At 71.4% G+C, this 22,892-nt stretch carries 19 protein-coding genes; 14 read left to right on the top strand and 5 right to left on the bottom strand.

The genetic code is table 11. The annotated features are described in order from the left end of the window. Window positions 1-24 precede the first annotated feature (24 nt). The 5 genes from ACFVTX_RS08670 to ACFVTX_RS08650 all read left to right on the top strand — a co-directional run bounded on the left by ACFVTX_RS08670 (window position 25) and on the right by ACFVTX_RS08650 (window position 5,935). Window positions 25-195, top strand: a complete 171-nt coding sequence (locus ACFVTX_RS08670; RefSeq protein ID WP_386899193.1) for a hypothetical protein — start codon at window positions 25-27, stop codon at window positions 193-195. Between the two features lie 165 nt (window positions 196-360). Next, a complete protein-coding gene (locus ACFVTX_RS08665) occupies window positions 361-1,836 on the top strand; it encodes a xanthine dehydrogenase small subunit (RefSeq protein WP_386899192.1) in 1,476 nt (491 codons plus the stop codon). Beyond that, window positions 1,833-4,280: a xanthine dehydrogenase molybdopterin binding subunit gene (gene xdhB / locus ACFVTX_RS08660; RefSeq protein WP_386899191.1), complete on the top strand. Its 2,448-nt coding sequence runs from the start codon at window positions 1,833-1,835 to the stop codon at window positions 4,278-4,280. The genes ACFVTX_RS08665 and xdhB overlap by 4 nt, the downstream gene beginning before the upstream one ends. A gap of 15 nt (window positions 4,281-4,295) precedes the next feature. Continuing rightward, complete coding sequence (xdhC, locus tag ACFVTX_RS08655) at window positions 4,296-5,138, top strand: xanthine dehydrogenase accessory protein XdhC (RefSeq protein WP_386899190.1); 843 nt, start codon at window positions 4,296-4,298, stop codon at window positions 5,136-5,138. Continuing rightward, window positions 5,135-5,935 carry an SDR family oxidoreductase gene (locus tag ACFVTX_RS08650; protein ID WP_386899189.1) on the top strand — a complete coding sequence of 267 codons (801 nt, stop codon included), beginning with the start codon at window positions 5,135-5,137 and terminating at the stop codon, window positions 5,933-5,935. Before xdhC ends, ACFVTX_RS08650 begins: the two co-directional genes overlap by 4 nt. Before the next feature lie 30 nt (window positions 5,936-5,965). Here the strand turns inward: ACFVTX_RS08650 and ACFVTX_RS08645 are convergent, their stop codons facing one another. The 3 genes from ACFVTX_RS08645 to ACFVTX_RS08635 all read right to left on the bottom strand — a co-directional run bounded on the left by ACFVTX_RS08645 (window position 5,966) and on the right by ACFVTX_RS08635 (window position 9,460). After that, entirely contained in the window at window positions 5,966-7,207 is a 1,242-nt protein-coding gene (locus tag ACFVTX_RS08645) for an MFS transporter (protein WP_386899188.1), read from the bottom strand. Window positions 7,208-7,320: 113 nt separating this feature from the next. Next, window positions 7,321-8,865, bottom strand: coding sequence for an NCS2 family permease (locus tag ACFVTX_RS08640; RefSeq protein WP_386899187.1), 1,545 nt, complete (start codon window positions 8,863-8,865; stop codon window positions 7,321-7,323). Between the two features lie 16 nt (window positions 8,866-8,881). After that, window positions 8,882-9,460: a nucleoside deaminase gene (locus ACFVTX_RS08635; RefSeq protein WP_386899186.1), complete on the bottom strand. Its 579-nt coding sequence runs from the start codon at window positions 9,458-9,460 to the stop codon at window positions 8,882-8,884. Window positions 9,461-9,690: 230 nt separating this feature from the next. Between ACFVTX_RS08635 and ACFVTX_RS08630 the strand changes: the two genes are divergently transcribed. From ACFVTX_RS08630 to moaA, 5 genes are read left to right on the top strand one after another with little or no spacing between them, the layout of a single operon-like run. After that, a complete protein-coding gene (locus ACFVTX_RS08630; protein WP_386899185.1) occupies window positions 9,691-10,095 on the top strand; it encodes a molybdopterin-binding protein in 405 nt (134 codons plus the stop codon). Next, window positions 10,092-10,919 carry a molybdate ABC transporter substrate-binding protein gene (gene modA / locus ACFVTX_RS08625; RefSeq protein WP_386899184.1) on the top strand — a complete coding sequence of 276 codons (828 nt, stop codon included), beginning with the start codon at window positions 10,092-10,094 and terminating at the stop codon, window positions 10,917-10,919. Before ACFVTX_RS08630 ends, modA begins: the two co-directional genes overlap by 4 nt. Next, a complete protein-coding gene (locus tag ACFVTX_RS08620) occupies window positions 10,919-11,752 on the top strand; it encodes an ABC transporter permease (RefSeq protein WP_386899416.1) in 834 nt (277 codons plus the stop codon). Before modA ends, ACFVTX_RS08620 begins: the two co-directional genes overlap by 1 nt. After that, complete coding sequence (locus ACFVTX_RS08615; RefSeq protein WP_386899183.1) at window positions 11,749-12,873, top strand: sulfate/molybdate ABC transporter ATP-binding protein; 1,125 nt, start codon at window positions 11,749-11,751, stop codon at window positions 12,871-12,873. The genes ACFVTX_RS08620 and ACFVTX_RS08615 overlap by 4 nt, the downstream gene beginning before the upstream one ends. A gap of 39 nt (window positions 12,874-12,912) precedes the next feature. Next, window positions 12,913-14,040: a GTP 3',8-cyclase MoaA gene (gene moaA / locus ACFVTX_RS08610; RefSeq protein WP_386899182.1), complete on the top strand. Its 1,128-nt coding sequence runs from the start codon at window positions 12,913-12,915 to the stop codon at window positions 14,038-14,040. 22 nt (window positions 14,041-14,062) lie between these two features. On the opposite strand, the gene ACFVTX_RS08605 is transcribed toward moaA, so the two are convergent. Together ACFVTX_RS08605 and ACFVTX_RS08600 are read right to left on the bottom strand one after the other, a co-directional pair. Further along, window positions 14,063-14,476: a molybdenum cofactor biosynthesis protein MoaE gene (locus ACFVTX_RS08605; protein WP_386899181.1), complete on the bottom strand. Its 414-nt coding sequence runs from the start codon at window positions 14,474-14,476 to the stop codon at window positions 14,063-14,065. A gap of 38 nt (window positions 14,477-14,514) precedes the next feature. After that, entirely contained in the window at window positions 14,515-15,741 is a 1,227-nt protein-coding gene (locus ACFVTX_RS08600; RefSeq protein ID WP_386899180.1) for a nitrate/nitrite transporter, read from the bottom strand. Window positions 15,742-15,979: 238 nt separating this feature from the next. On the opposite strand from ACFVTX_RS08600, the gene ACFVTX_RS08595 reads away from it, so the two are divergent. The 4 genes from ACFVTX_RS08595 to narI are packed head-to-tail and all read left to right on the top strand — an operon-like array spanning window position 15,980 to window position 22,888. Next, entirely contained in the window at window positions 15,980-19,741 is a 3,762-nt protein-coding gene (locus tag ACFVTX_RS08595; RefSeq protein ID WP_386899179.1) for a nitrate reductase subunit alpha, read from the top strand. After that, window positions 19,741-21,384, top strand: coding sequence for a nitrate reductase subunit beta (gene narH, locus ACFVTX_RS08590; protein ID WP_386899178.1), 1,644 nt, complete (start codon window positions 19,741-19,743; stop codon window positions 21,382-21,384). The genes ACFVTX_RS08595 and narH overlap by 1 nt, the downstream gene beginning before the upstream one ends. Further along, complete coding sequence (gene narJ / locus ACFVTX_RS08585; RefSeq protein WP_386899177.1) at window positions 21,384-22,127, top strand: nitrate reductase molybdenum cofactor assembly chaperone; 744 nt, start codon at window positions 21,384-21,386, stop codon at window positions 22,125-22,127. The genes narH and narJ overlap by 1 nt, the downstream gene beginning before the upstream one ends. Continuing rightward, the gene (narI, locus tag ACFVTX_RS08580; RefSeq protein WP_386899176.1) at window positions 22,124-22,888 is read left to right on the top strand and encodes a respiratory nitrate reductase subunit gamma; all 765 of its coding nucleotides are present in this window, start codon (window positions 22,124-22,126) and stop codon (window positions 22,886-22,888) included. Before narJ ends, narI begins: the two co-directional genes overlap by 4 nt. Window positions 22,889-22,892: the final 4 nt, after the last annotated feature.

Raw genomic sequence — 22,892 nt, 5'->3', positions numbered from 1 at the left:
TGTCTCGATGGAGAGGAGCGAACGATGATGCACCATGCCGACCAGGAGGCCGCGGGCGTCGCCCGCCGCCCGTACGCCTTCACCGCCTCGAACGTGATCGACCCCGACATCCACATGCCCGCACGGGTCGACCGGCCGGGTGCGCTCGCGCGCCTCCTCCGCCGGATGCCGGGGCTCCGCTGGCTCGCACACTGACCGAGTTATCCGCAGTGCGGAATCACGATTTCGAATCGTAAGAACTTTCTGTCGTCGGCGCAGTACTATCGAAGTGACTGCCCGAGGCAGGCGCGGCGCGAGGTGGGGCCACCGGGGCCCCGGTGCCGCAGGTGTCGAAGCCGACGCCGCAACTGAGGAGATCCCATGGACGAGATCGCCGTCACGGTCAACGGGCAGACGCGCCCGCTCCACGACACCCCCGTACACACCACCGCCCTCGACTGGCTCCGCGAGCACGGCCTGTCGGGCAGCAAAGAGGGCTGCGCCGAAGGCGAGTGCGGCGCGTGCGCGATGCTCGTCGCCGCGCCCGACGAGCAGGGAGGCACCACCTGGACGGCGGTCAACGCCTGCCTCGTGCCCGTCGCCGCGCTGAACGGCCAGGAGATCGTCACCGCCGAAGGACTCGGCACCCCCGAGGCCCTGCACCCCGTGCAAGAGAAGCTCGCCGAGGCCGGCGGCTCGCAGTGCGGCTACTGCACGCCGGGCTTCGCCTGCAGCATGGCCGGCGAGTACTACCGCGCCGACCGCACGCCCGCTGCCGCAGCAGCGGAGGAGCACGACGAGGGATGCCCCGAGCACGACCCCGAGCACGGCCCGAACGGCTTCGACCTGCACTCGCTGAGCGGCAACCTGTGCCGCTGCACGGGCTACCGCCCCATCCGCGACGCGGCCTACACGCTCGGCACGCCCGATCCCGACGACGAGCTCGCCGCACGGCGCTCGCGCCCCGCGCCCGCCCCGGTCCCGACCGACCTCACCTCCGACGGCGGTCGGTTCATCCGACCCGCCTCGCTCGACGAGACGCTGCAGCTGCTGCGCGACGAACCGACCGCGGTGCTCGTCGCCGGCTCGACCGACCTCGGCGTCGAGGTGAACCTGCGCGGCCGCCGATCGCCCCTCACCGTCGCGATCGAGCAGCTCGACGAGCTCCGCACGCTCGAACTCGGCGACGAGGTGATCGAGATCGGCGCGGCGCTCTCCCTCTCCGAGGTCGAACGACGCCTCGACGGGCGGGTGCCGCTGCTGGCCCAGCTCTTCCCGCAGTTCGCCTCCCGCCTGATCCGCAACCGCGGCACCATCGGCGGCAACCTCGGCACCGGCTCGCCGATCGGCGACACCCCGCCCGCCCTCCTCGCCCTCGAAGCCCGGCTCGTGCTCGCCTCGGCCGACGGCGAGCGCGAGGTCGAACTCGCCGACTACTTCACCGGGTACCGCCAGACGGTGCGCCGGCCCGACGAGCTCATCCGAGCCGTCCGCATCCCGCTGCCGCTCGCCCCGATCACCGCCTTCCACAAGATCGCGAAGCGCCGCTTCGACGACATCTCGAGCGTCGCACTGGGCTTCGCCCTCGAGGTGGACGGCGGCATCGTCACGCGCGCCAGCATCGGGCTCGGCGGCGTCGCGGCCACCCCCCTGCGGGCGACGGCCACCGAGGCCGCGCTCATCGGCGAGCCGTGGAACGTCGCCACGGTGCGCGCCGCCTCGAAGGTGCTGCAGGGCGAGGGCACGCCGATGAGCGACCACCGCGCCTCGAGCGAGTACCGCTCCCTCATGCTCGGCAGCGCGCTGCTGAAGCTCTACAGTCAGGCCGTCATCGAATCGAAGGAGGTGTCGGCATGAGCTCCCTCGCCGATCGCCCCAGCAACCCCGTCGTCGGCCGCCGCGCGGTCCACGAGAGTGCCGCGCTGCACGTCACCGGGGCTGCGATGTACACCGACGATCTCGCCGCGCACACCGCAGGCGTGCTCACGGCCTGGCCCGTGCAGGCGACCAATGCGCACGCCCGCGTCACGGTCGACGTCGCCCCCGCCTACGAGGTGCCGGGCGTGGTGCGCGTGCTCACCGCCGAGGACGTCCCCGGCATCAACGACGCCGGCATCAAGCACGACGAGCCGCTGTTCCCGAGCGAGGCGATGTTCTACGGCCATGCGCTCGTCTGGGTGCTCGGCGAGACGCAGGAGGCGGCTCGCCTCGGCGCCGCCGCCGTGACGGTCGAGTACGAACCGCTCCCGTCGTACGTCACGGTGCGGGACGCGATCGCAGCCGAGTCGTTCCAGGGCATCGCCCGCACGGTGACCCGCGGCGACGCCGCCGCCGCCATGGCCGCGGCCCCCCGGGTCTTCGAGGGGGTCACCGAGTTCGGCGGCCAGGAGCACTTCTACCTCGAGACCCACGCCTCGCTCGCTCTCCGCGACTCCGAGGGGCAGTACTTCGTGCAGTGCTCGACGCAGCACCCCTCCGAGACGCAGGAGATCGTCGCGCACGTGCTCGGCATCTCGTCGAACGAGGTCACGGTGCAGTCGCTCCGCATGGGCGGCGCGTTCGGCGGCAAGGAGATGCAGCCTCACGGCTTCGCGGCGATCGCCGCGCTCGGAGCGAAGCTCACGGGACGGCCGGTGCGCCTGCGGCTCAACCGCACGCAGGACCTCACGATGACGGGCAAGCGCCACCCGTTCCACATCAGCTGGAAGGCGGGCTTCAGCGACGACGGGTACATCCAGGCGCTGGAGGCCACCCTGACCGCCGACGGCGGCTGGAGCATCGACCTCTCCGAGCCCGTGCTCGGGCGCGCGCTCTGCCACCTCGACAACGCCTACTGGATCCCGAACGTGCACGCGAACGGGCGGATCGCCAAGACGAACAAGACCTCGCAGACCGCGTTCCGCGGCTTCGGCGGGCCGCAGGGCGTGTTCCTCATCGAGGACATCCTGGGCCGGGTCGCTCCGCAGCTCGGCATCGATCCCACGACGATCCGCGAGCAGAACTTCTACCGCGCCGGGCAGTCGACGCCGTACGGCCAGCTCGTGAAGGACGCCGAGCGCATGCCGCTCATCTGGAACCAGCTGCGCGACGAGAGCGATTTCGACGAGCGGCAGCTCGAGATCGAGGAGTTCAACCGCACGCACGCCGACTCGAAGCGTGCGCTCGCGATCACCCCGGTCAAGTTCGGCATCTCCTTCAACTTCGCCGCGTTCAACCAGGCCGGCGCCCTCGTGCACGTCTACAAGGACGGCTCGGTGCTCATCAACCACGGCGGCACCGAGATGGGCCAGGGCCTGCACACGAAGATGCTGCAGGTCGCCGCGACCGCACTCGGGCTCGAACTGCACCAGGTCCGGCTCGCCCCGACCCGAACCGACAAGGTGCCGAACACCTCGGCGACTGCCGCGAGCTCGGGCGCCGACCTCAACGGCGGCGCCGTCAAGAACGCGTGCGAACAGATCCGCGAGCGGATGGCGAAGGTCGCCGGGCGCCTCCTCGGCGTCGACGAGCGCGACGTGCGGTTCGACGGCGGCTTCGTCACGGGGCTCGGCAACCGCGACCAGCGGCTCAGCTTCGCCGAGCTCGCCAATGCGGCCTACCTGCAGCGCGTGCAGCTCTGGGCCGCCGGGTACTACCGCACCGAGGGCCTGCACTGGAACCCCGACCTCATGCAGGGCTCGCCCTTCAAGTACTTCGCGTACGGGGCTGCGGCGACCGAGGTCGAGGTCGACGGCTTCACCGGCGCCTACCGCGTGCGGCGCGTCGACATCGTGCACGACGTCGGCGACTCGCTCTCGCCGATGCTCGACATCGGGCAGATCGAAGGCGCGTACGTGCAGGGCGTCGGCTGGCTCACCCTCGAGGAGCTCCGCTGGGACGAGACCGACGGTCCGAACCGGGGCCGCCTCCTCACCCAGTCCGCCTCGACCTACAAGCTGCCGAGCTTCTCGGAGATGCCCGAGGAGTTCAACGTGCGGCTCTTCGAGAACGCCCGCGAGGACGGCGCGGTCTACGGCTCGAAGGCCGTCGGCGAGCCGCCGTTCATGCTCGCCTTCAGCGCCCGCGAGGCGATCCGCACCGCCGTCGGCGCCTTCGGCCCCGCGGGGCGCGGGGTCGAGCTCGGCTCGCCCGCGACGCCCGAGGCGGTCTACTGGGCGATCGAGGCGGCCAGGTCGGCCGCCGAGGCAGACAGTTCGAGCGAGGGCGCGGATGCCACGGCCGAGGTGGCGACGGCGGACGCGTCCGCAGGCACCCCGCTGGCCGGTGTCGACGAGCCCGCGCTCGCGGGCACCGAGGCCTGAGCGGACCCGCGCACGATGGACTGGCTCGACGCACTGCGACGGCTCCGCGACTCGCGGACGCCGGCCGTCATCGTCACCCTCGCCATCGTGCGCGGGCATGCGCCGCGCAACGGCGGCGCGAAGATGGTCGTCTCCCCCGCCGAGGTCTTCGGCACCGTCGGGGGCGGCAACCTCGAGGCGACGGCGATCGGCCGCGCCCGGGAACTGCTCGCCTCGGGCTCGGCCGAGCCCGAGCTGCTCACCCTGAAGCTCAGCGACAAGGCCACGACCGAGTACGGCGTGCAGTGCTGCGGAGGAGAGGTCACGCTCATGCTCGAACCCGTCCGGGTGGTCCCGTCCGTCGCGATCTTCGGCATGGGCCACGTCGGGCTCGAGCTGGCGCGCATCCTCGCGCGCCAGGAACTCGACCTGCACCTGGTCGACTCGCGCGCCGAGATGCTGGCGCACGAACGGCTCGGCCACCCCGGCGAGACGGGGGTGCTCGCCGACGCCGTCGCCGCGGTGCACGTGCACCACGAACCCGTCCCCGAGGCGGGGCTCGCGGAGCTGCCGGCCGGCGCGCACGTGCTCATCATGACCCACGACCACATCGAGGATCTCGCGGTCACCGACACCGCGCTGCGCCGCGGTGATCTCGGTTCGATCGGGCTCATCGGCTCCCGATCCAAGTGGGCCCGGTTCCGCACGAAGCTCACCGAGCTCGGGCACGACGAGCTCGACCTCGAACGCGTGACCACCCCGATCGGGGTGCCAGAGGTCGCCGGGAAGGCGCCGGCCACGATCGCGGTGAGCGTCGCCGCCCGGATCCTGCAGCTCATCGAGGAGGCGCAGGCGGCCGAGGTCGAGGCCACGAGGTGAGCGACGCCGACGGGCCCCGTTCGGTCCTCGTGACCGGCGCCGGGACGGGCATCGGCCGCGCGACCGCGCGAGCACTCCTCGCAGCGGGCTTCGCCGTCACCCTCGCGGGCCGCAGGCGCGGACCCCTCGAGGAGGCCGCCGCCGTCGGCGCGGCCCTGGCCGACGCCCGTTCGGGCGGCGTCGGCGCGAGGCATCCGAACGCCCTCGTCGTGCCGTGCGACGTCACCGACGACGCGGCCGTCACCGCGCTCGTCGCCGCGCACGTCGATCGCTTCGGCCGACTCGACGTCCTCGTGAACAACGCGGGCGTGCCCGGCCCTGCCGCGGACGTCGGCGAGCTGACCGCCGAGGACTGGGCCGCGACCTTCGCGGTCAACACGACCGGGGCGGTGCTGGTCGCCGGCGCCGCATTCCGGCAGATGGCCGCGCAGCGCCCGGCCGGCGGCCGGATCATCAACAACGGTTCGATCGCGGCGCAGTCGCCTCGGCCCCGCTCGGTCGCCTACACGACGACGAAGCATGCGATCGCCGGGCTCTCCAAGTCGATCGAGCTCGACGGCCGCGCGCACGGCATCTCCTGCACCCAGCTCGACGTCGGCAACGCCCGCACCGAACTGCTCGACGGCTTCGTCGGTGAAGGCGCGCTGCAGGCCGACGGCCGACGGATCGTCGAACCGACGATGGACGTCGGCATCGTGGCCGGGCTCATCGTGCACCTCGCGGGGCTGCCCGCCGAGGCGAGCGTGCCGCAACTGACCGCGACCGCGGCGGGCATGCCCTTCATCGCCCGCGGCTGATCCGGGAGGCCCGGCCGCCACGCGGATGGGCTATTCGCGCGGCACCCGCACTTGCTCGGGCTCGACCGGCACCGGTCGACGGCGGAGGGCGAGCGGCAGCGTCGCGAGCGAGATCGCGGCCGCCACGAGGAACGCCGCGCTGAACGAGCTGCCCGTCGCGATCATGCCGACGAGGACCGCGCCGATGCCGCTGCCGAGGTCGAAGCCGATGTTCCACACCGCGCTCGCGAAGACCGACTGGCGGGGCGGCACCGCGGCGAACGCCTCGCCCATGGTGAGGTTCTGAAGGCCGCCGTAGCTCACCCCGACGAGGGCGAGGCCGATGAGGAGCGGTGCGGTCGAGGCATCCCCGCCGGATGACGCGGAGGCCCCGCTGCCCGCACCGACCGCGGCCCACGCCACGAGCACGAGCCCGGCCGTCGTCACGAGGATGAACGGCCAGAGCAGGCGGTGCGCGCCGAAGCGGTCGGCCGCGCCGCCGACGAGCCAGCGGGCGAGGGCCGCCGTCGCGGTGAGCAGCGCGAGCCCGAGGGTCACGGTGACGGCGTCGCCCGTGAGCTGCGGCGTGAAGGTGATGAGCGCGCCGCCCGCGAGCGTCACGCTGAGCAGGATGCCGACGGGCGCGGCGAGCGCCAGGAGCGCGGCACGCCGTCCGACCTGGTGCACGTGCCCGGCGGCTGCGGCCTCGGCCGCCTGCTCGGCGTGCCGGGCGTGCAGTCGGCGCGCGAGGCGGATGGCGGGCACGATGCCCACGAGCGGCAGGGCGCCGACCAGGAACACCCACTGGTAGCCGAAGGTCTCGGCGACCCAGGGCGCGGCGGGCAGCAGCACGAGCTGCGGCCCGGCGATGGCGAGCCCGAACGCCCCGATCGCGCGCCCGCGGCGGGCGGGCTCAACGAGGTCGGCCACGGCGCCCGAACCGGCGACCGTGAGCACTGCGAAGCCGGCGCCTCGCACCGCGGCGATCGCGAGGATCGGACCGAGCTCGTTCGAGACGAGGTGGGCGAGCGACGGCGCGCCGAGCAGCACGAGGCCCGCGACGAGCACCGGGCCCCAGCCGAGACGGCGCAGTGCGGCCGGCACGATGGTCTGGAACAGCACCGTCGAGAACATGAAGACCCCGGTCACGAGTCCAGCGCCGGCCGCGTCGGCACCGCCCGCCACCGCCCACTGCGGAGCCACCGGCAGCAGCACCGCGTAGCCCGAGAAGCCTGCCGCGACCATCGTGAGCAGCGCCGGCATGCCGGGTGCGCGCCAGACGGAGTTCGTCACCTGCGTACCTCTTTCTTTTGTACTGTCTTCCGCGCGCGATCACGCGAAGCGACCTGCCCCGGGCCGCACGAGGTGCGATCCGGGGCAGGCCGTCGATTGCGGGGGTGCTGCGGCTAGCCTGCCAGCATCGCCTCGATGGGGCCGCGCACGAAGTACAGCGCGAAGCCGGCGGCAACCACCCACATCAACCAGTGCACCTTGCGGCTCCGGCCGGAGAGCGCATTCACCAGCACCCAGGAGATGAAGCCGACGCCGATGCCGTTCGCGATCGAGTAGGTCAGCGGCATCGTCACGATCGTGAGGAACGCCGGGAGGGCGACCGCGAAGTTCGTGAACTTGATCTCCTTGACCTGCGCCATCATCATCGCACCGACGACCACGAGGGCGGCCGAGCCGACCTCGATCGGAACGACGAGCGTGAGCGGCGTGAGGAACATGGAGAGCAGGAACAGCGCCCCGACGACGATCGCCGCGAGACCCGTGCGGGCGCCCTCGCCGATGCCGGACGCGCTGTCGACGTACACCGTGTTCGACGAGGTCGAGGTCGCGCCACCGGCGATGGCGCCGGCGCCCTCGACGATGAACGCGGCCCGAAGGCGCGGGAAGGTCCCGTCCTTGTGCGCCAGCCCGGCGTTCTTCGCGAGACCCGTCATCGTGCCCATCGCGTCGAAGAAGTTCGAGAACACGAGGGTGAAGACGAGCATCGTCGCCGACAGCACGCCGATGCGGCCGAACGCGCCGAACAGGTCGAACTGGCCGACGAGTCCGAAGTCGGGGATCGTCACGAGCGACGTCGGCAGCTCGGGGATCGTCATGTGCCAGCCGCCCGGGTCCTTGAAGCTCGGCCCGAGCTGCAGGATCGCCTGCGCGATGATCGCGATGATCGTGCCGGTCACGATGCCGATCAGGATGCCACCGGGCACACGTCGCGCCACGAGGATGCCGATGAGGATGAGCGTGATGAGGAACACGAGCGTCGGGACCGAGGTGATCGAACCCGAGTCGCCGAGCTGCACGGGCGGGCCGCCCGGGGTGCGGTTGACGAAGCCCGAGTCGACGAACCCGATGAACGCGATGAACAGGCCGATGCCGACCGTGATCGCCGCCTTCAGTGCCTGCGGCACGGCCTTGAAGATCGCGGTACGGGCACCGGTGGCCCCGAGCAGCACGATGATGATGCCGTTGATGACCACGAGCCCCATCGCCTCGGGCCAGGTGACCTGCCCGACGACCGAGACCGCGAGGAAGGAGTTGATGCCGAGGCCCGCCGCGAGCGCGAAGGGCAGGCGTGCGAACAACCCAAACAGGATCGTCATGAGCCCGGCCGTGAGGCCGGTCGCCGCGCCGATCTGCGCGCCGTCGAGCGCATTGCCCGCGACGTCGTCGGTGCCGCCGAGGATCAGCGGGTTGAGGATCACGATGTAGGCCATGGTCACGAACGTGACGATGCCGCCTCGGATCTCGCGGCCGACCGTGGATCCGCGCCGCGTGATCTCGAAGAAGCGGTCGAAGGCGTTCTTGGGCTCGGCGTCGACGGTCGTCGTCGCACCCGTGGGCAGCGGGTTCGGGATGCTCGCGACCGCGAAGGTGTCGGCGGGCAGTTCGCCGCGAGGCTCGCCCGAGTGGTCCCCACCGCGGGTACCGGTGTCTTGTGACATGTGCGCTCCTCCTCTCTCAGTACTCGGTACGGGTCGCGGTGTGCTGCCACTCGGTGAACGGCGCGACGCGCTGTGCCGGGGGCAGCTCGATGTCGCCGACCGGCATGATCGCGCGATCGGCGTCGGCACCCTCGAAGTAGCGGTAGAAGACGGCGTCGTCGAAGCCGGCGTCGGCGGCGTCGTCGCGCGTCGCCGCGAAGTAGACGCGGTCGAGGCGCGCCCAGAGCGAGGAGGCGAGGCACATCGGGCACGGCTCGCAGCTCGTGTAGAGGGTGGCGCCCGAGAGGTCGAAGCTGCCGATGCCCTGGCAGGCCGCACGGATCGCCGAGACCTCGGCGTGAGCGGTCGGGTCGAGGTTCGCGGTGACGCGGTTCACCCCCTCGAACACGCGGCCGTCTGCGGTGACGACGATGGCGCCGAAGGGGCCGCCGGCGTTGCGGACGTTCTCGGTCGCGATCGCGACGGCGCGGGCGAGGTATTCGGCGGGAGTGGGTCGGGCATCGGGGGCGGGTTGGCCAGCGGCGGGCTGAGCGGCGGGCTGGCCGTCGGCTGCCGTCGGTGCGGCCGGGACTGTCGAGAGTCCGATCGAATCCATGAGAGGGCTTCCTTGCTTGTTCATCGCCGGCGCGGTGGACTCCCCGGGGTACCGGGTGGATCTCCGTTGATCCGACTCATGGGTGGCCACACGTTCGGCAGGGTTGCTGCGTCGGCCGTGTTCGAAGGTAGCAGGCAGTGGGACACGCGTCCATAACAATATGGAATTCAGATTCCGATTTGTGGAAGTTCTGTTTGCGACTCCGTATCTGCGGAAGTATTGTCATCGTCATGACGCAGTATCGGATCAGTGAAGCGGCGGAACTCGTCGGTGTCAGCGATGACACCGTCCGCCGATGGGTGAGCGAGGGCCTCCTCAGCGTCACCAAGGACGCATCGGGTCGGCAGGTCGTGCCCGGCGCGGAGCTCGCCGCCCGCGCGCAGGCGATCGCCACGACGAGCGGCGACCGCTCGCACGTGCGCCGCAGCGCGCGCAACCGCTTCGTCGGGCTCGTGACCCGCGTCGAGATCGACGGCCTCATGGCCCAGGTCGAACTGCAGTGCGGCCCGCACCGGGTCGTCTCGCTGATGTCCTCCGAGGCGGCGAGCGAGCTCCGGCTCGAGGTCGGCTCGCGCGGCGTCGCGATCGTGAAGGCGACGATGGTCGTCGTCGAAACCGAACAGGAGAATCCGTGAACCGCCCCCGCATCGCCGCCGCCGCACTCGCCCTCGGCTCCCTCGCCCTCCTCGCGGCCTGCGCCGCCACGCCCGACGAGCCAGAGACCGAACCCGTGGCCGAGGCGAGCGGCGTCGCGCTCACGGGCGAGCTGACGGTCTACGCGGCGGCCTCGCTGCAGGGCGCCTTCGACGAGCTCGCGAGCGAGTTCGAGGCGCGGCATCCCGAGCTCGACGTGCTGCCGATCACCTACGACGGCTCCTCGGTGCTCGCGACCCAGCTCATCGAGGGCGCACCCGCCGACGTCTTCGCCTCGGCCGACGAGAAGAACCTCGCGAAGGTGAGCGACGCCGGCCTCATCGACGGCACGGGCGAGGTGTTCGCGACGAACGTGCTCGAGATCGCGGTCGCCCCCGGCAACCCGCTCGACATCGATTCGCTCGACGACCTCGCCGACGGGGCGACGACCGAGAGCGGCGGCGCCCCCGCGACGGTCGTGCTCTGCGCACCCGAGGTGCCGTGCGGCACCGCCTCGCAGACGCTCATCGAGGCCGCCGGCATCACGCTGACCCCGGCGAGCGAGGAGCAGAACGTCACCGCGGTGCTCACCAAGGTGCGCTCGGGCGAGGCCGACGCCGGGCTCGTGTACGTCACCGACGTCGAAGCCGCGGCCGGCGAGGTCGACGGCATCGAGATCGACGGCGCCGACGCCGCGACGAACTCCTACCCGATCGCCGTGCTGACCGGCGCCCCGAACCCCGAGGCGGCCGCCGCCTTCACCGAGTTCGTGAACTCCGCGGACGGTCAGCGCATCCTCGCCTCCTTCGGCTTCGGCGCCCCGTGATCACCGCGCCGGCCCCGCCGGAGCGACCCGCCGCGGAACGGGCCGCCGCCCGGTTCCCGGTGTGGCTGTACGCTCCGGCGGCGGTCGGCGCCGCCGTGCTCGTGCTCCCGCTCGTGGCGCTGCTCGTGCGCCTCGACTGGGCGGGCGTGCCCGCGGCGATCACCTCGCCGGCCGCGCTCCAGGCGCTCTGGCTCTCGCTCGTGACCGCGACGTTCGCCACCCTCGTCTGCGTGCTCATCGGCGTGCCGCTCGCCGTCGTCATCGCGCGCTCCTCGCGCGGGGTGGCGGCGGTGCTGCGCACCCTCGCCACCCTGCCGCTCGTGCTGCCGCCGCTCGTCGGCGGCATCGCCCTGCTGGCCCTCCTCGGCCGCACCGGCCTCGCCGGTGATGCGCTCGCCGCCGCCGGGATCCGGGTGCCGTTCACGACGCTGGCCGTCGTGATCGCGCAGACGTTCGTCGCGCTGCCGTTCCTCGTGATCTCGGTCGAGGGCTCGCTGCGCACCGCCGGCACCAGGTACGAGACCATCGCCGCCGGCCTCGGCGCGAGCCGGTTCACCGCCTTCCGCCGCATCACACTGCCCATCGTCGGCCCTGGGCTCCTCGCCGGCACGGTGCTCTGCTTCGCGCGGGCGCTCGGCGAGTTCGGCGCGACCGCGCTGTTCGCCGGCAACTCCGCCGGCACCACCCGCACGATGCCGCTCGCGATCTACACGGCGTTCAACGGCGCCGGCGTCAGCGAGGACACGGCGATCGCGCTGTCGCTCATGCTCATCGTCGTCGCGGTCGCCGTGCTGCTCGTGATGCGCGGCTGGCGAGAGGACGCCACGCGATGAGCACGTCGGATCGGGGGCTCGAACTCGATGTCACCGTCGACGTCGGCGACTTCACGCTGACCGCGCAGCTCGACGTCGGCCCCGGAGGCATCCTCGCGGTGCTCGGGCCGAACGGCTCGGGCAAGTCGACCCTGCTCGCCGCGATCGCGGGCCGACTCACGCCCTCGCGCGGCTACGTGCGCGCCGGCGGACGCGACCTCGTGAACGCCGGGCCCGGCCCCCGCACGAACGTCCCGCTCGAGCGACGCCGCGTCGGACTGCTCGGGCAGGAGCCGCTGCTCTTCCCCCACCTCTCGGCGCTCGAGAACGTCGCGTTCGGACCCCGCGCGCAGGGCCGCCCAGCGCGTGAGGCGCGCGACGAGGCCGCTCGCCTGCTCGACTCGGTCGGGCTCGGCGGGTTCGCCTCGCGTCGGCCCACCGGACTCTCGGGCGGGCAGCAGCAGCGCGTGGCGATCGCACGCACCCTCGCCGCACGCCCCGAGGTGCTGCTGCTCGACGAGCCGTTCACGGCGCTCGACGTCGAGACCGCCGCGCAGATGCGTCGGCTCGTCGCCGCGCAGCGCGACGAGCACGGGCTGCCGACGCTGCTCGTCACCCACGACCCGCTCGACGCGATCGTGCTGGCCGACCGTGCCGCGATCCTCCACGACGGCCGCATCGCCCAGGTCGGCCCGGTCCCCGAGGTGCTCGGGCATCCTCGCACCGCGTTCATCGCGGCGCTCGCGGGCGTGAACCTGGTGAACGGCGCCGCGACCGCCGACGGTGCGGTGCTGGCCGACGGTGCGGCCCCCTCCGCCGACGTCGCCTCGCCGCGACTGCTCCTGCGCGGCGAGGGCGACGCTCCCCCGCCGGGGGCGGGCGCGTCGGCGGTGTTCAGCCCCGGAGCCGTGCACGCGCGCACCGCTCCGGCGGACGCCGGACCGGCCGTCGCCAATCGCTGGACCGGCACCGTGGCGCTCCTCGAGGCGACGCCTGGCGGGGTGCGGATCACGACCGCCGAACATCCCGGCATCGCCGTCGACGTGCCGAGCGCGGCCGCCGTCGGACTCGATCTCGACACCGGATCGCGGCTCGAGTTCGAGGTCTCGGCCGCGGATGTCTCGGTGCGTCCCCACCCCTGAGGCGGTGCTACGGTAGACGCCACCACCGAGGGGGTGACCATGACGAGTCCTGTGCCGACGCACGCGCCCGACGGCGATTCCGCCGTTCGCGAGACGCTCGGCGTGCGCCGCCTGCCCTCGACCGGGCTCGCGACGGGGGGCCTCGTCGACCGGTTCGCCCGGCCGATGCGGGACCTCCGCATCTCGATCACCGACCGCTGCAACTTCCGCTGCGTCTACTGCATGCCGAAGGCGGTGTTCGGGCGCGACTACGCCTTCCTCGACCGCGACGAACTGCTGAGTTTCGAGGAGATCACGCGCATCGCCCGGGTCGCCGCGGCGCACGGCGTCGAGAAGCTCAGGCTCACGGGCGGGGAGCCGTTGCTCCGCCGCGGCATCGAGGGCCTCATCGAGCAGCTCGCCGAGCTCCGCACCCCCGACGGCCGCCCGCTCGAGATCGCGCTCACGACGAACGGATCGGCCCTCGCGATGAAGGCCGAGTCGCTGAAGCAGGCGGGGCTCACCCGCGTCACCGTGTCGCTCGACTCCCTCGACGACGAGCTGTTCGAGGCGATGAACGACGTCCGCTTCCCCGTCGCCCGCGTGCTCGACGGGATCGAGGCCGCACACGCGGCGGGCCTCGGTCCGGTCAAGGTCAACATGGTGGTCAAGCGCGGCCTCAACGATCACGAGATCCTGCCGATGGCCAGGCATTTCCACGGTTCGCCTTCGACGTTGCGATTCATCGAGTACATGGACGTCGGCACGTCGAACGGCTGGCAGCTCGACGAGGTCGTCTCGTCGGCCGAGATCGTCGAGCGCATCGGGGCCGAACTGCCGCTCGAACCGCTCGGCGCGACCGCTCCCGGCGAGACCGCTGCGCGCTGGCGCTACACCGACGGCGGGGGCGAGATCGGCGTGATCTCGAGCGTGACGAACGCCTTCTGCGGCACCTGCAACCGGGCGCGCATCTCGACCGAGGGCAAGCTCTTCACCTGCCTCTTCGCGACCGAGGGCCACGACCTGCGCGCCCTGCTGCGGGGCGGCGTCGACGACGACGGGCTCGCCGCGGCGATGGCCTCGATCTGGCGCGACCGCGACGACCGCTACTCCGAGGTGCGGGCGACGCTCACGCCCGAGCTGCGCGCCGAGCGCGCCAAGGTCGAGATGAGCTACATCGGCGGATGACCCGCGGTCGCCGCCGCGCGGTTCAGAGCCCGACCCACTCCGAGACGCCGTCGTCGAAGTGCTGCCGCTTCCAGATCGGCACCTCCTGCTTGATGAGCTCGACGAGCCGTTCGCACGCGTCGAACGCCTGCGCCCGGTGCCCGGCGCCGGCCGCCGCGAAGAGGGCGACGTCGCCGATGCGGAGGTCGCCGACGCGGTGCGCCGCCGCGACCGCGAACCCGGTCTCATCGGCGATCCTCCGCACGCAGTCGGCGAGGAACCGCTCGGCCTCGGGGTGCGCCCGGTAGTCGAGCGCCTGCACACCGCGCCCGCCGTCGTGGTCGCGCACCACGCCGCAGAACATGACCACGGCCCCGCTCGCGTCGGACTCGACGGCGCGCCGGACGGCGGCCTCGTCGAGCGGCTGGTCGGAGACGACGGCGTAGGGTTCGATCACCCCGCGATCCTAACCCCGGGCTGCGGCGGGCGCGCCGATCAGCTGCTCGGTCGGGCGTCGCGCAGCATGCCGGCGACGACGAGGGCGACGGCGCCGACGAGCACGAGCAGCCAGAGGCCGAGCGCGTAGGAGTTCGTCTCGGGGTTGTACGTCGCACCCATGACGAGCGGCGGGAAGTAGCCGCCGAGGCCGCCGGCGGCCGCGACGACGCCGGTGACCGCACCGACCTTGTCCTTCGGGGTCGACGGGCCGACCCAGGCGAACACGGCGCCCATGCCGAGCCCCATCGCCGCAGCCATGAGGATGAAGGTGACGCCGGTGACGATGCCCTCGGGCGGCTGCTGGCCGACGATGTACGCGAGCGAGACGATGCCGGCGAGCGAGATGAGCGAGATGACCTTCGGCCCCACCTTGTCGGAGAGCACGCCGCCGATAGGGCGGGCGACCACGGCCGCGGCGGCGAACAGCGCGGTGCGGGTGCCGGCACCGACCGGGTCGACGTCGTCGGGGTAGATCGTGGTGAGGTACTTCGGCAGGTAGGTCGAGAAGGCGACGAAGCCGCCGAACACGATGCCGTAGAGGAACGCCATCTCCCACGTGATGCGGAGCTTCAGCGCGCCGACGACCTTCGGCACGAGCGGCTGGCGGCTCGGCTCCCAGGCGGGCGAGTCGCGGAGGAAGAACCACACGATGACCGCGGTGCCGGCCATGATCGCGGCGATGAGCAGGTGCGTCGGCAGGTAGCCGATCGATTCGGCCAGGCGCGGGGTGAAGAACGCCGAGACCGCGGTGCCGATCATGCCCATGCCGAACACGCCGGTCGCGAAGCCGCGGCGCGCGGGCGGGTACCAGGCGCTCGCGAACGGCACGCCGACGGCGAAGATCGTGCCGGCGACGCCGAGGTAGAACCCCGAGGCGAGGAGCAGCGGGAAGCTCTTCAGCTCGCCCGCGAGGGCGACGAGCAGCACGGCCGGGACCGAGGCGAGCAGCACCGCCGTGAACATCCTGCGCCCACCGAATCGATCGGTCATGGCGCCGGTGAGGATGCGGCCGAGCGCGCCGACGAGCACCGGGGTGGCGAGCATGAGCGAGATCTGCCCCTCGTCGAGCCCCATCTCGGTCGCGTAGGTCTTCTGCAGCGGGGCGATCACCATCCAGGCCCAGAATCCGATGGTCGAGGCGAAGGTCGCGAGGAGCACCTGACCGAGCTGCCCCCGCAGCTGGGTGCTCCCGGTTTCTGCCGCCGAGGTCGACGTTGTGGTCATGCTGCCCCTCCAGTCGCGTGGATATCGAGACACTTCCTGAGCCCGACAGTAGCGGCGGATCGCGCCTCGCGCACCCGACTTGTTGAATCTTGCCAAACTGAGGCAGGATTTGTCGCGAGGGACACGCCACCTCGGCGCCGTCCTTCCCAATCACCCGATCACCCAGCACAATGTCGGTAGGACGTGTGGGGGCGCGGACAGCGCTCGTCACCGTAGCCAGCCGATGAGGAGGCTTCGAATGAGCCGAGCGCCCCGATCCGCCAGTGAGCCCGCGACCGATGGTCCGCTCGCCGATTCGCTGCTGAAGCTGGGGCGGTTCCTCAGGCCGGGCGAGGTGTCGCAGGACCTCCGCACGGTGACGCTCGAGGGCGGCCGACAGGGCGACGTGTTCTACCGGGACCGCTGGTCGCACGACAAGGTCGTGCGCTCGACGCACGGCGTGAACTGCACGGGCTCCTGCTCGTGGAAGGTCTACGTCAAGGACGGCATCATCACCTGGGAGACCCAGCAGACCGACTACCCCTCGGTCGGCCCCGACTCCCCCGAGTACGAGCCGCGCGGCTGCCCCCGCGGCGCAGCGTTCAGCTGGTACACCTACTCGCCGACCCGCGTGCGCTACCCGTACGTGCGGGGCGTGCTGCTCGAGCACTACCGAGCGGCGAAGCAGCGCGTCGGCGGCGACCCCGTGCTCGCCTGGGAGGCGCTCGTCACCGACCCCGAGGCATCCCGCGCATACAAGCGCTCGCGCGGCAAGGGCGGGCTGGTGCGCGCGACGTGGGACGAGACGCTCGAGATCGTCGCCGCCGCGCACGTGCACACGATCAAGGCGCACGGCCCCGACCGGGTCGCCGGCTTCTCGCCCATCCCGGCGATGTCGATGGTCTCGCACGGCGCGGGCGCCCGCTTCGTGAACCTCATCGGCGGCACCATGCAGTCGTTCTACGACTGGTACGCCGACCTGCCCGTCGCGAGCCCGCAGGTGTTCGGCGACCAGACCGACGTGCCCGAGTCGGCCGACTGGTGGAACTCGACGTACCTCATGATGTGGGGCTCGAACGTGCCCGTCACGCGCACCCCCGACGCGCACTTCATGACCGAGGCGCGCTACCGCGGCCAGAAGGTCGTCACCGTCTCGCCCGACTACGCCGACAACACCAAGTTCGCCGACGAGTGGCTCTCGCCGCACCCCGGCACCGACGCGGCCCTCGCCATGGCGATGGGGCACGTCATCCTCAGCGAGTTCCACGTCGAGCGGCGCGTGCCGCGCTTCGAGCACTACCTGAAGACCTACTCCGACTCCCCGTACCTCGTCACGCTCGACGAGCGCGAGCCCGGCGGCAGCTTCGTGCCCGGCAAGTTCCTCACAGCCGAAGACCTCGGCGGCGCGCAGGCCGCGGTCGACAACGCCGCGTTCAAGACGGTGCTGCTCGACCAGGACGGCACCGTCGTCGTGCCGAACGGATCGCTCGGCCACCGCTTCGGCGCCGCCGACACCGGCAAGTGGAACCTCGACCTCGAGGGCGTCGACCCGCAGCTCTCCATCAAGGACGGCGCCGCCTGGGACGGCGGGGTCGCGACCCTCGAGCTGCCCCGTTTCGACATCGCCCCCGAACCCGGCTCCGAGCACGAGGGCGGCAGCGGCACGGTGCTGCGCGGCGTGCCCGTCGCCCGCGTCGCCGGCAAGCTCGTCACCACCGTCTTCGACCTGCTGCTCGCGCAGTACGGCGTCGCCCGCGAGGGCCTGCCCGGCGAGTGGCCGTCGAGCTACGCGGATGCCTCGACCCCGGGCACGCCCGCCTGGCAGGAGGAGATCACGGGGGTGCCCGCCGAGCAGGCCGAACGCATCGGCCGCGAGTTCGCCGACAACGCCGAACGCTCGGGCGGCCGTTCGATGATCCTCATGGGCGCCGGGACGAACCACTGGTTCCACTCCGACACGATCTACCGCACCTTCCTCGCCCTCACGACGATGACCGGCTGCCAGGGCGTCAACGGCGGCGGCTGGGCGCACTACGTCGGCCAGGAGAAGGTGCGCCCCGTCACCGGCTACACGCAGTACGCGACCGGCGGCGACTGGTCGCGGCCCGGCCGCGTGATGATCGGCACCGCGTTCTGGTACCTCGCCACCGACCAGTGGCGCTACGACGGGCTGCCGGCCGACCAGCTCGCCTCCCCCCTCGCCGAGGGCGTGTTCGCGGGCCGCACCACGGCCGACTGCCTCGTCGAGTCGGCCAAGCGCGGCTGGATGCCGAGCTACCCGACCTTCGACCGGAACCCGCTCGACCTCGTCGACGACGCCCGCGCCGCCGGCAAGGACCCGGCCGAGTACGTCGTCGAGTCGCTGCAGGACGGATCGCTGAAGTACGCGTGCGAAGACCCCGACTCGCCCGAGAACTTCCCGCGCGTGCTCAACGTGTGGCGCGCGAACATCCTCGGTTCCTCGGGCAAGGGCAACGAGTACTTCCTCAAGCACCTGCTCGGCACCGACTCGGCCGTACGTGCCGCCGAGGCGCCGCCCGAGCGACGCCCGAACTCGATCGAGTGGCACGACGACGCCCCGCAGGGCAAGCTCGACCTGCTCGTCACGGCCGACTTCCGCATGACCTCGACGACGCTGTTCTCCGACGTCGTGCTGCCGGCGGCCACCTGGTACGAGAAGCACGACCTCTCGTCGACCGACATGCACCCGTTCGTGCACTCGTTCAACCCGGCGATCGCGCCGCCCTGGCAGACGAAGACCGACTTCGAGATCTTCCACCTCCTCGCGAAGCGGTTCTCCGAGTACTCGAAGACCCACCTCGGCACGCGGAGCGACCTCGTCGCAGCTCCGCTCCTGCACGACACCCCCGATGCGATGGCGACGCCGCACGGCACCGTGAAGGACGACCTGCCGCTCGTGCCGGGCGTGACGATGCCGAAGCTCCTCGTCATCGAACGCGACTACACGGCGATCGCCGACAAGATGGCCACCCTCGGCCCGCTCGCGACGAAGCTCGGCATGGTGACGAAGGGCATCGTCTTCGACCCGACGCCCGAGGTCGCCGAGCTCGGCCGTGTCAACGGCGTCGCGACGAGCGGGGCAGGGGCCGGCCAGCCGCTCCTCGACACCGACGTGAAGGTGTGCGAGGCGATCCTCGCCCTGTCGGGCACGACGAACGGCCGGCTCTCGGTGCAGGGCTTCCGGCAGCTCGAGCAGCGGACGGGGCAGCGCATCGCGCAGCTCGCCGAGGACCACGAGGGCGGTCGCATCCGCTTCGCCGACGTGCAGTCGCGACCGGTGTCGGTGATCACGAGCCCCGAATGGTCGGGATCCGAACACGGCGGCCGTCGGTACACGGCGTTCGCGATCAACGTCGAGCACCTGAAGCCGTGGCACACGCTCACCGGGCGCCAGCACTTCTTCCTCGACCACGACTGGATGCGCGAACTCGGCGAGAACCTGCCGATCTACCGACCGCCCCTCGATCTCGCGAGACTCTTCGGCGACTCGCCGAGGGTCGGCTCCACGGCGCCGAGCGGCGACCCGGCGGCGGCCGGCCACGCGGAGGTCGCGGTGCGCTACCTGACCCCGCACTCGAAGTGGTCGATCCACTCCGAGTACCAGGACAACCTGTTCATGCTCTCGCTCTCGCGCGGCGGCCCCACGATCTGGATGTCGACCCAGGACGCCGAGAAGATCGGGGTCCGCGACAACGAGTGGATCGAGTCGTACAACCGCAACGGCGTCGTCGTCGCCCGTGCGATCGTGTCGCACCGAATGCCCGAGGGCACGGTGTACATGTACCACGCGAAGGACCGCACGGTCGATGTGCCCCGCACCGAGACCAGCGGGCAGCGCGGCGGCATCCACAACTCGCTCACCAGGGTGCTCCTGAAACCGAGCCACCTGATCGGCGGGTACGCGCAGCTCGCGTTCGCGTTCAACTACCTGGGGCCGACCGGCAACCAGCGAGACGAAGTCACGGTGATCCGCCGTCGCAGCCAGGAGGTGGAGTACTGATGAAGGTCATGGCTCAGATGTCGATGGTCATGAACCTCGACAAGTGCATCGGATGCCACACCTGCAGCGTGACGTGCAAGCAGGCCTGGACCAACCGCTCCGGCGTCGAGTACGTGTGGTTCAACAACGTCGAGACGCGGCCCGGCATCGGGTACCCGCGCCGCTACGAAGACCAGGAGAAGTGGGGCGGCGGCTGGGTGCGCACGAAGTCGGGGCGCCTGAAGCTCCGCGCGGGCGGGCGCCTGAAGAAGCTCGCGACGATCTTCTCGAACCCGAAGCTGCCCGAGATCCACGACTACTACGAGCCGTGGACCTACGAGTACGACATGCTGCTGAACGCCCCCGCCGGCGAGCACACGCCGGTCGCGAAGCCGAAGAGCCTCCTCACCGGCGAGGACATGAAGATCTCGTGGTCGGCGAACTGGGACGACAACCTCGGCGGCTCCGCCGAGACGATGGCGGACGACCCGATCCTGCAGCACATGTCGGAGCACGTGGCATCCGAGTTCGAACAGACCTACATGTTCTACCTGCCGCGCATCTGCGAGCACTGCCTCAACCCCTCGTGCGTCGCCTCGTGCCCCTCGGGCGCGATGTACAAGCGCGTCGAGGACGGCATCGTGCTCGTCGACCAGGACCAGTGCCGGGGCTGGCGCATGTGCGTCTCGGGCTGCCCGTACAAGAAGGTGTACTTCAACCACAAGACGGGCAAGGCCGAGAAGTGCACGCTCTGCTACCCGCGCCTCGAGGTCGGGCTGCCGACGGTGTGCTCCGAGACGTGCGTCGGGCGCCTCCGCTACCTCGGCCTCGTGCTCTACGACGCCGACAAGGTCGCCGAGGCCGCCTCGATCGAGGACGAGCACGCGCTCCTCGAGTCGCAGCGCAGCGTCTTCCTCGACCCGCACGACCCGGCGGTCGTGCAGGCCGCACGCGAGGCCGGCATCCCCGAGGACTGGATCGACGCCGCCCAGCGCTCGCCGATCCACAAGCTCATCAACGAGTACAAGGTCGCGCTGCCGCTGCACCCCGAGTACCGCACGATGCCGATGGTCTGGTACATCCCGCCGCTCTCCCCCGTCGTCGACGTCATCGCATCCTCGGGCAACGACGCCGAAGACGCGAAGACGCTGTTCGCGGCGATCTCGAAGCTCCGCATCCCGCTCGAGTACCTCGCGGGGCTGTTCACCGCGGGCGACACGCGCCCAGTCGAGGCGTCGCTCCGCAAGCTCGCCGCGATGCGCTCCTACATGCGCGGCATCAACCTCGGCGAGGGCAAGGACGAGCGCATCGCCGACGCCGTCGGCATGACGGGCGACACCCTGGAGGAGATGTACCGCCTGCTCGCGATCGCGAAGTACGAGGAGCGGTACGTGATCCCCGCGGCCCACACCGAGCAGGCCCGCGAGCTCGACGAGCTCGCCTGCTCGCTCGACTACGACGGCGGCCCCGGCATGGGCGGCGCAGGGCCCTTCGGCTCGTCGAGCGGCCAGCCGGTGCCCGTCGCGGTCGAGAACTTCCACGCGCTGAAGAACCGGCAGACCGCAGACCGGCCCTCGACGCCGGGCCGGGTGAACCTGCTCAACTGGGACGGCAACGGTACCCCGCCGTCGGGCATGTTCCCGCCGAAGCCCGAGGGCGAATGATGGCGAACTTCCCGCTCATCTTCAGAAAGTCCTCGGATGCCGAGGGGCGCACGCGCGGCGCGATCACCACGCCGCTCGCCCTGAAACCCGGCGCACGCCGGCTCGTCCACATCGCGGCCTCGCTGCTCCTCGACTACCCCGGCGACGGGTTCGACGAGCGGGTCGCGGCGGTCGCGGCATCCCTCGACGAACTGCCGCCCGAGATCGCGCGCGACCTGCGCGAGTTCCTCGATCACGTGGCGACCACCGACCGCGAGGCGCTGAAGACCGAGTACGTCGCGACCTTCGACCTGAAGCGGCGCTGCTGCCTGTACCTCAGCTACTACGCCGCCGGCGACACGCGGCGGCGCGGCATGGCACTCGTCACCTTCATCGAGGCGTACCGCGCCGCGGGCTGGGAGTTCGACGCCGAAGAGCTGCCCGACTACCTGCCGGCCGTGCTCGAGTTCTCGGCGCGCAGCGACTCGCCCATCGCGTTCGAGCTGCTCGCCGCGCACCGCGAGGGGCTCGAGGTGCTGCGCGAGGCGCTCGAGAAGCAGCGGAGCCCGTGGGTGCCGCTCGTGCGCGCCGTGTGCCGTTCGCTGCCCGAACTCGATGCGGCGACCCGCGAACGCTACCTCGAGCTCGTCAGCCAGGGCCCGCCCGCCGAGACCGTCGGGCTGTCGTTCCTCGGCATGCCCGGGGCATCCGCAGTCGAGCCCTATCGGCCCGTCGGGGCCGCACACGAGGAGGTACGCGCATGAACGCCTGGGACGTCCTGCTCTGGGTCGCCCTGCCCTACGCCGCATTCGCGGTGTTCGTGGTCGGGCACATCTGGCGGTACCGCTACGACAAGTTCGGGTGGACGACGCGCTCGAGCCAGACCTACGAGAACCGGCTGCTGCGCTGGGGTTCGCCGATGTTCCACCTCGGCATCCTCATGGTCATCGCCGGGCACGTCGTGGGCCTCCTCATCCCGCGCGAATGGCTGTACGCCATCGGCATCGACGAGCACATGTACCACATCGGTGCGACCGTGCTCGGGACGGCGGCCGCGCTGCTCACCCTCGCCGGGCTCGCGATCCTCATCTACCGTCGCCGCACCGTCGGCCCCGTGTTCCTCGCGACGACCCGCATGGACAAGTTCATGTACGTCGTGCTCGGCGCGGTGCTGCTGTTCGGCACGATCGCGACGGTCATGTACCAGGTGCTCGGCCCGGGCTACGAGTACCGCGGCACGGTGAGCCCGTGGATCCGGAGCCTCATCATCTTCCAGCCGAAGCCCGAACTCATGGCCGACGTGCCGATCATGTTCCAGCTCCACGTGATCAGCGCGAGCCTGCTCTTCGCGATCTGGCCCTTCACCCGGCTCGTGCACGTGTGGTCGGCGCCGATCGGGTACCTGTTCCGTCCGTACGTCGTCTACCGTTCGCGCGACGACGCCCGCCGCCCCGGCTCGCGCCCCGCGCGCCCCGGCTGGGAGGGCATCCAGACGCCCGACCCGAAGAAGCTCACGAAGCTCTGAGGCG

The organism is Agromyces sp. NPDC058136, from assembly GCF_042884375.1.
Lineage (GTDB): Bacteria > Actinomycetota > Actinomycetes > Actinomycetales > Microbacteriaceae > Agromyces.
This window is presented reverse-complemented; position numbering and strand designations above follow the sequence as displayed.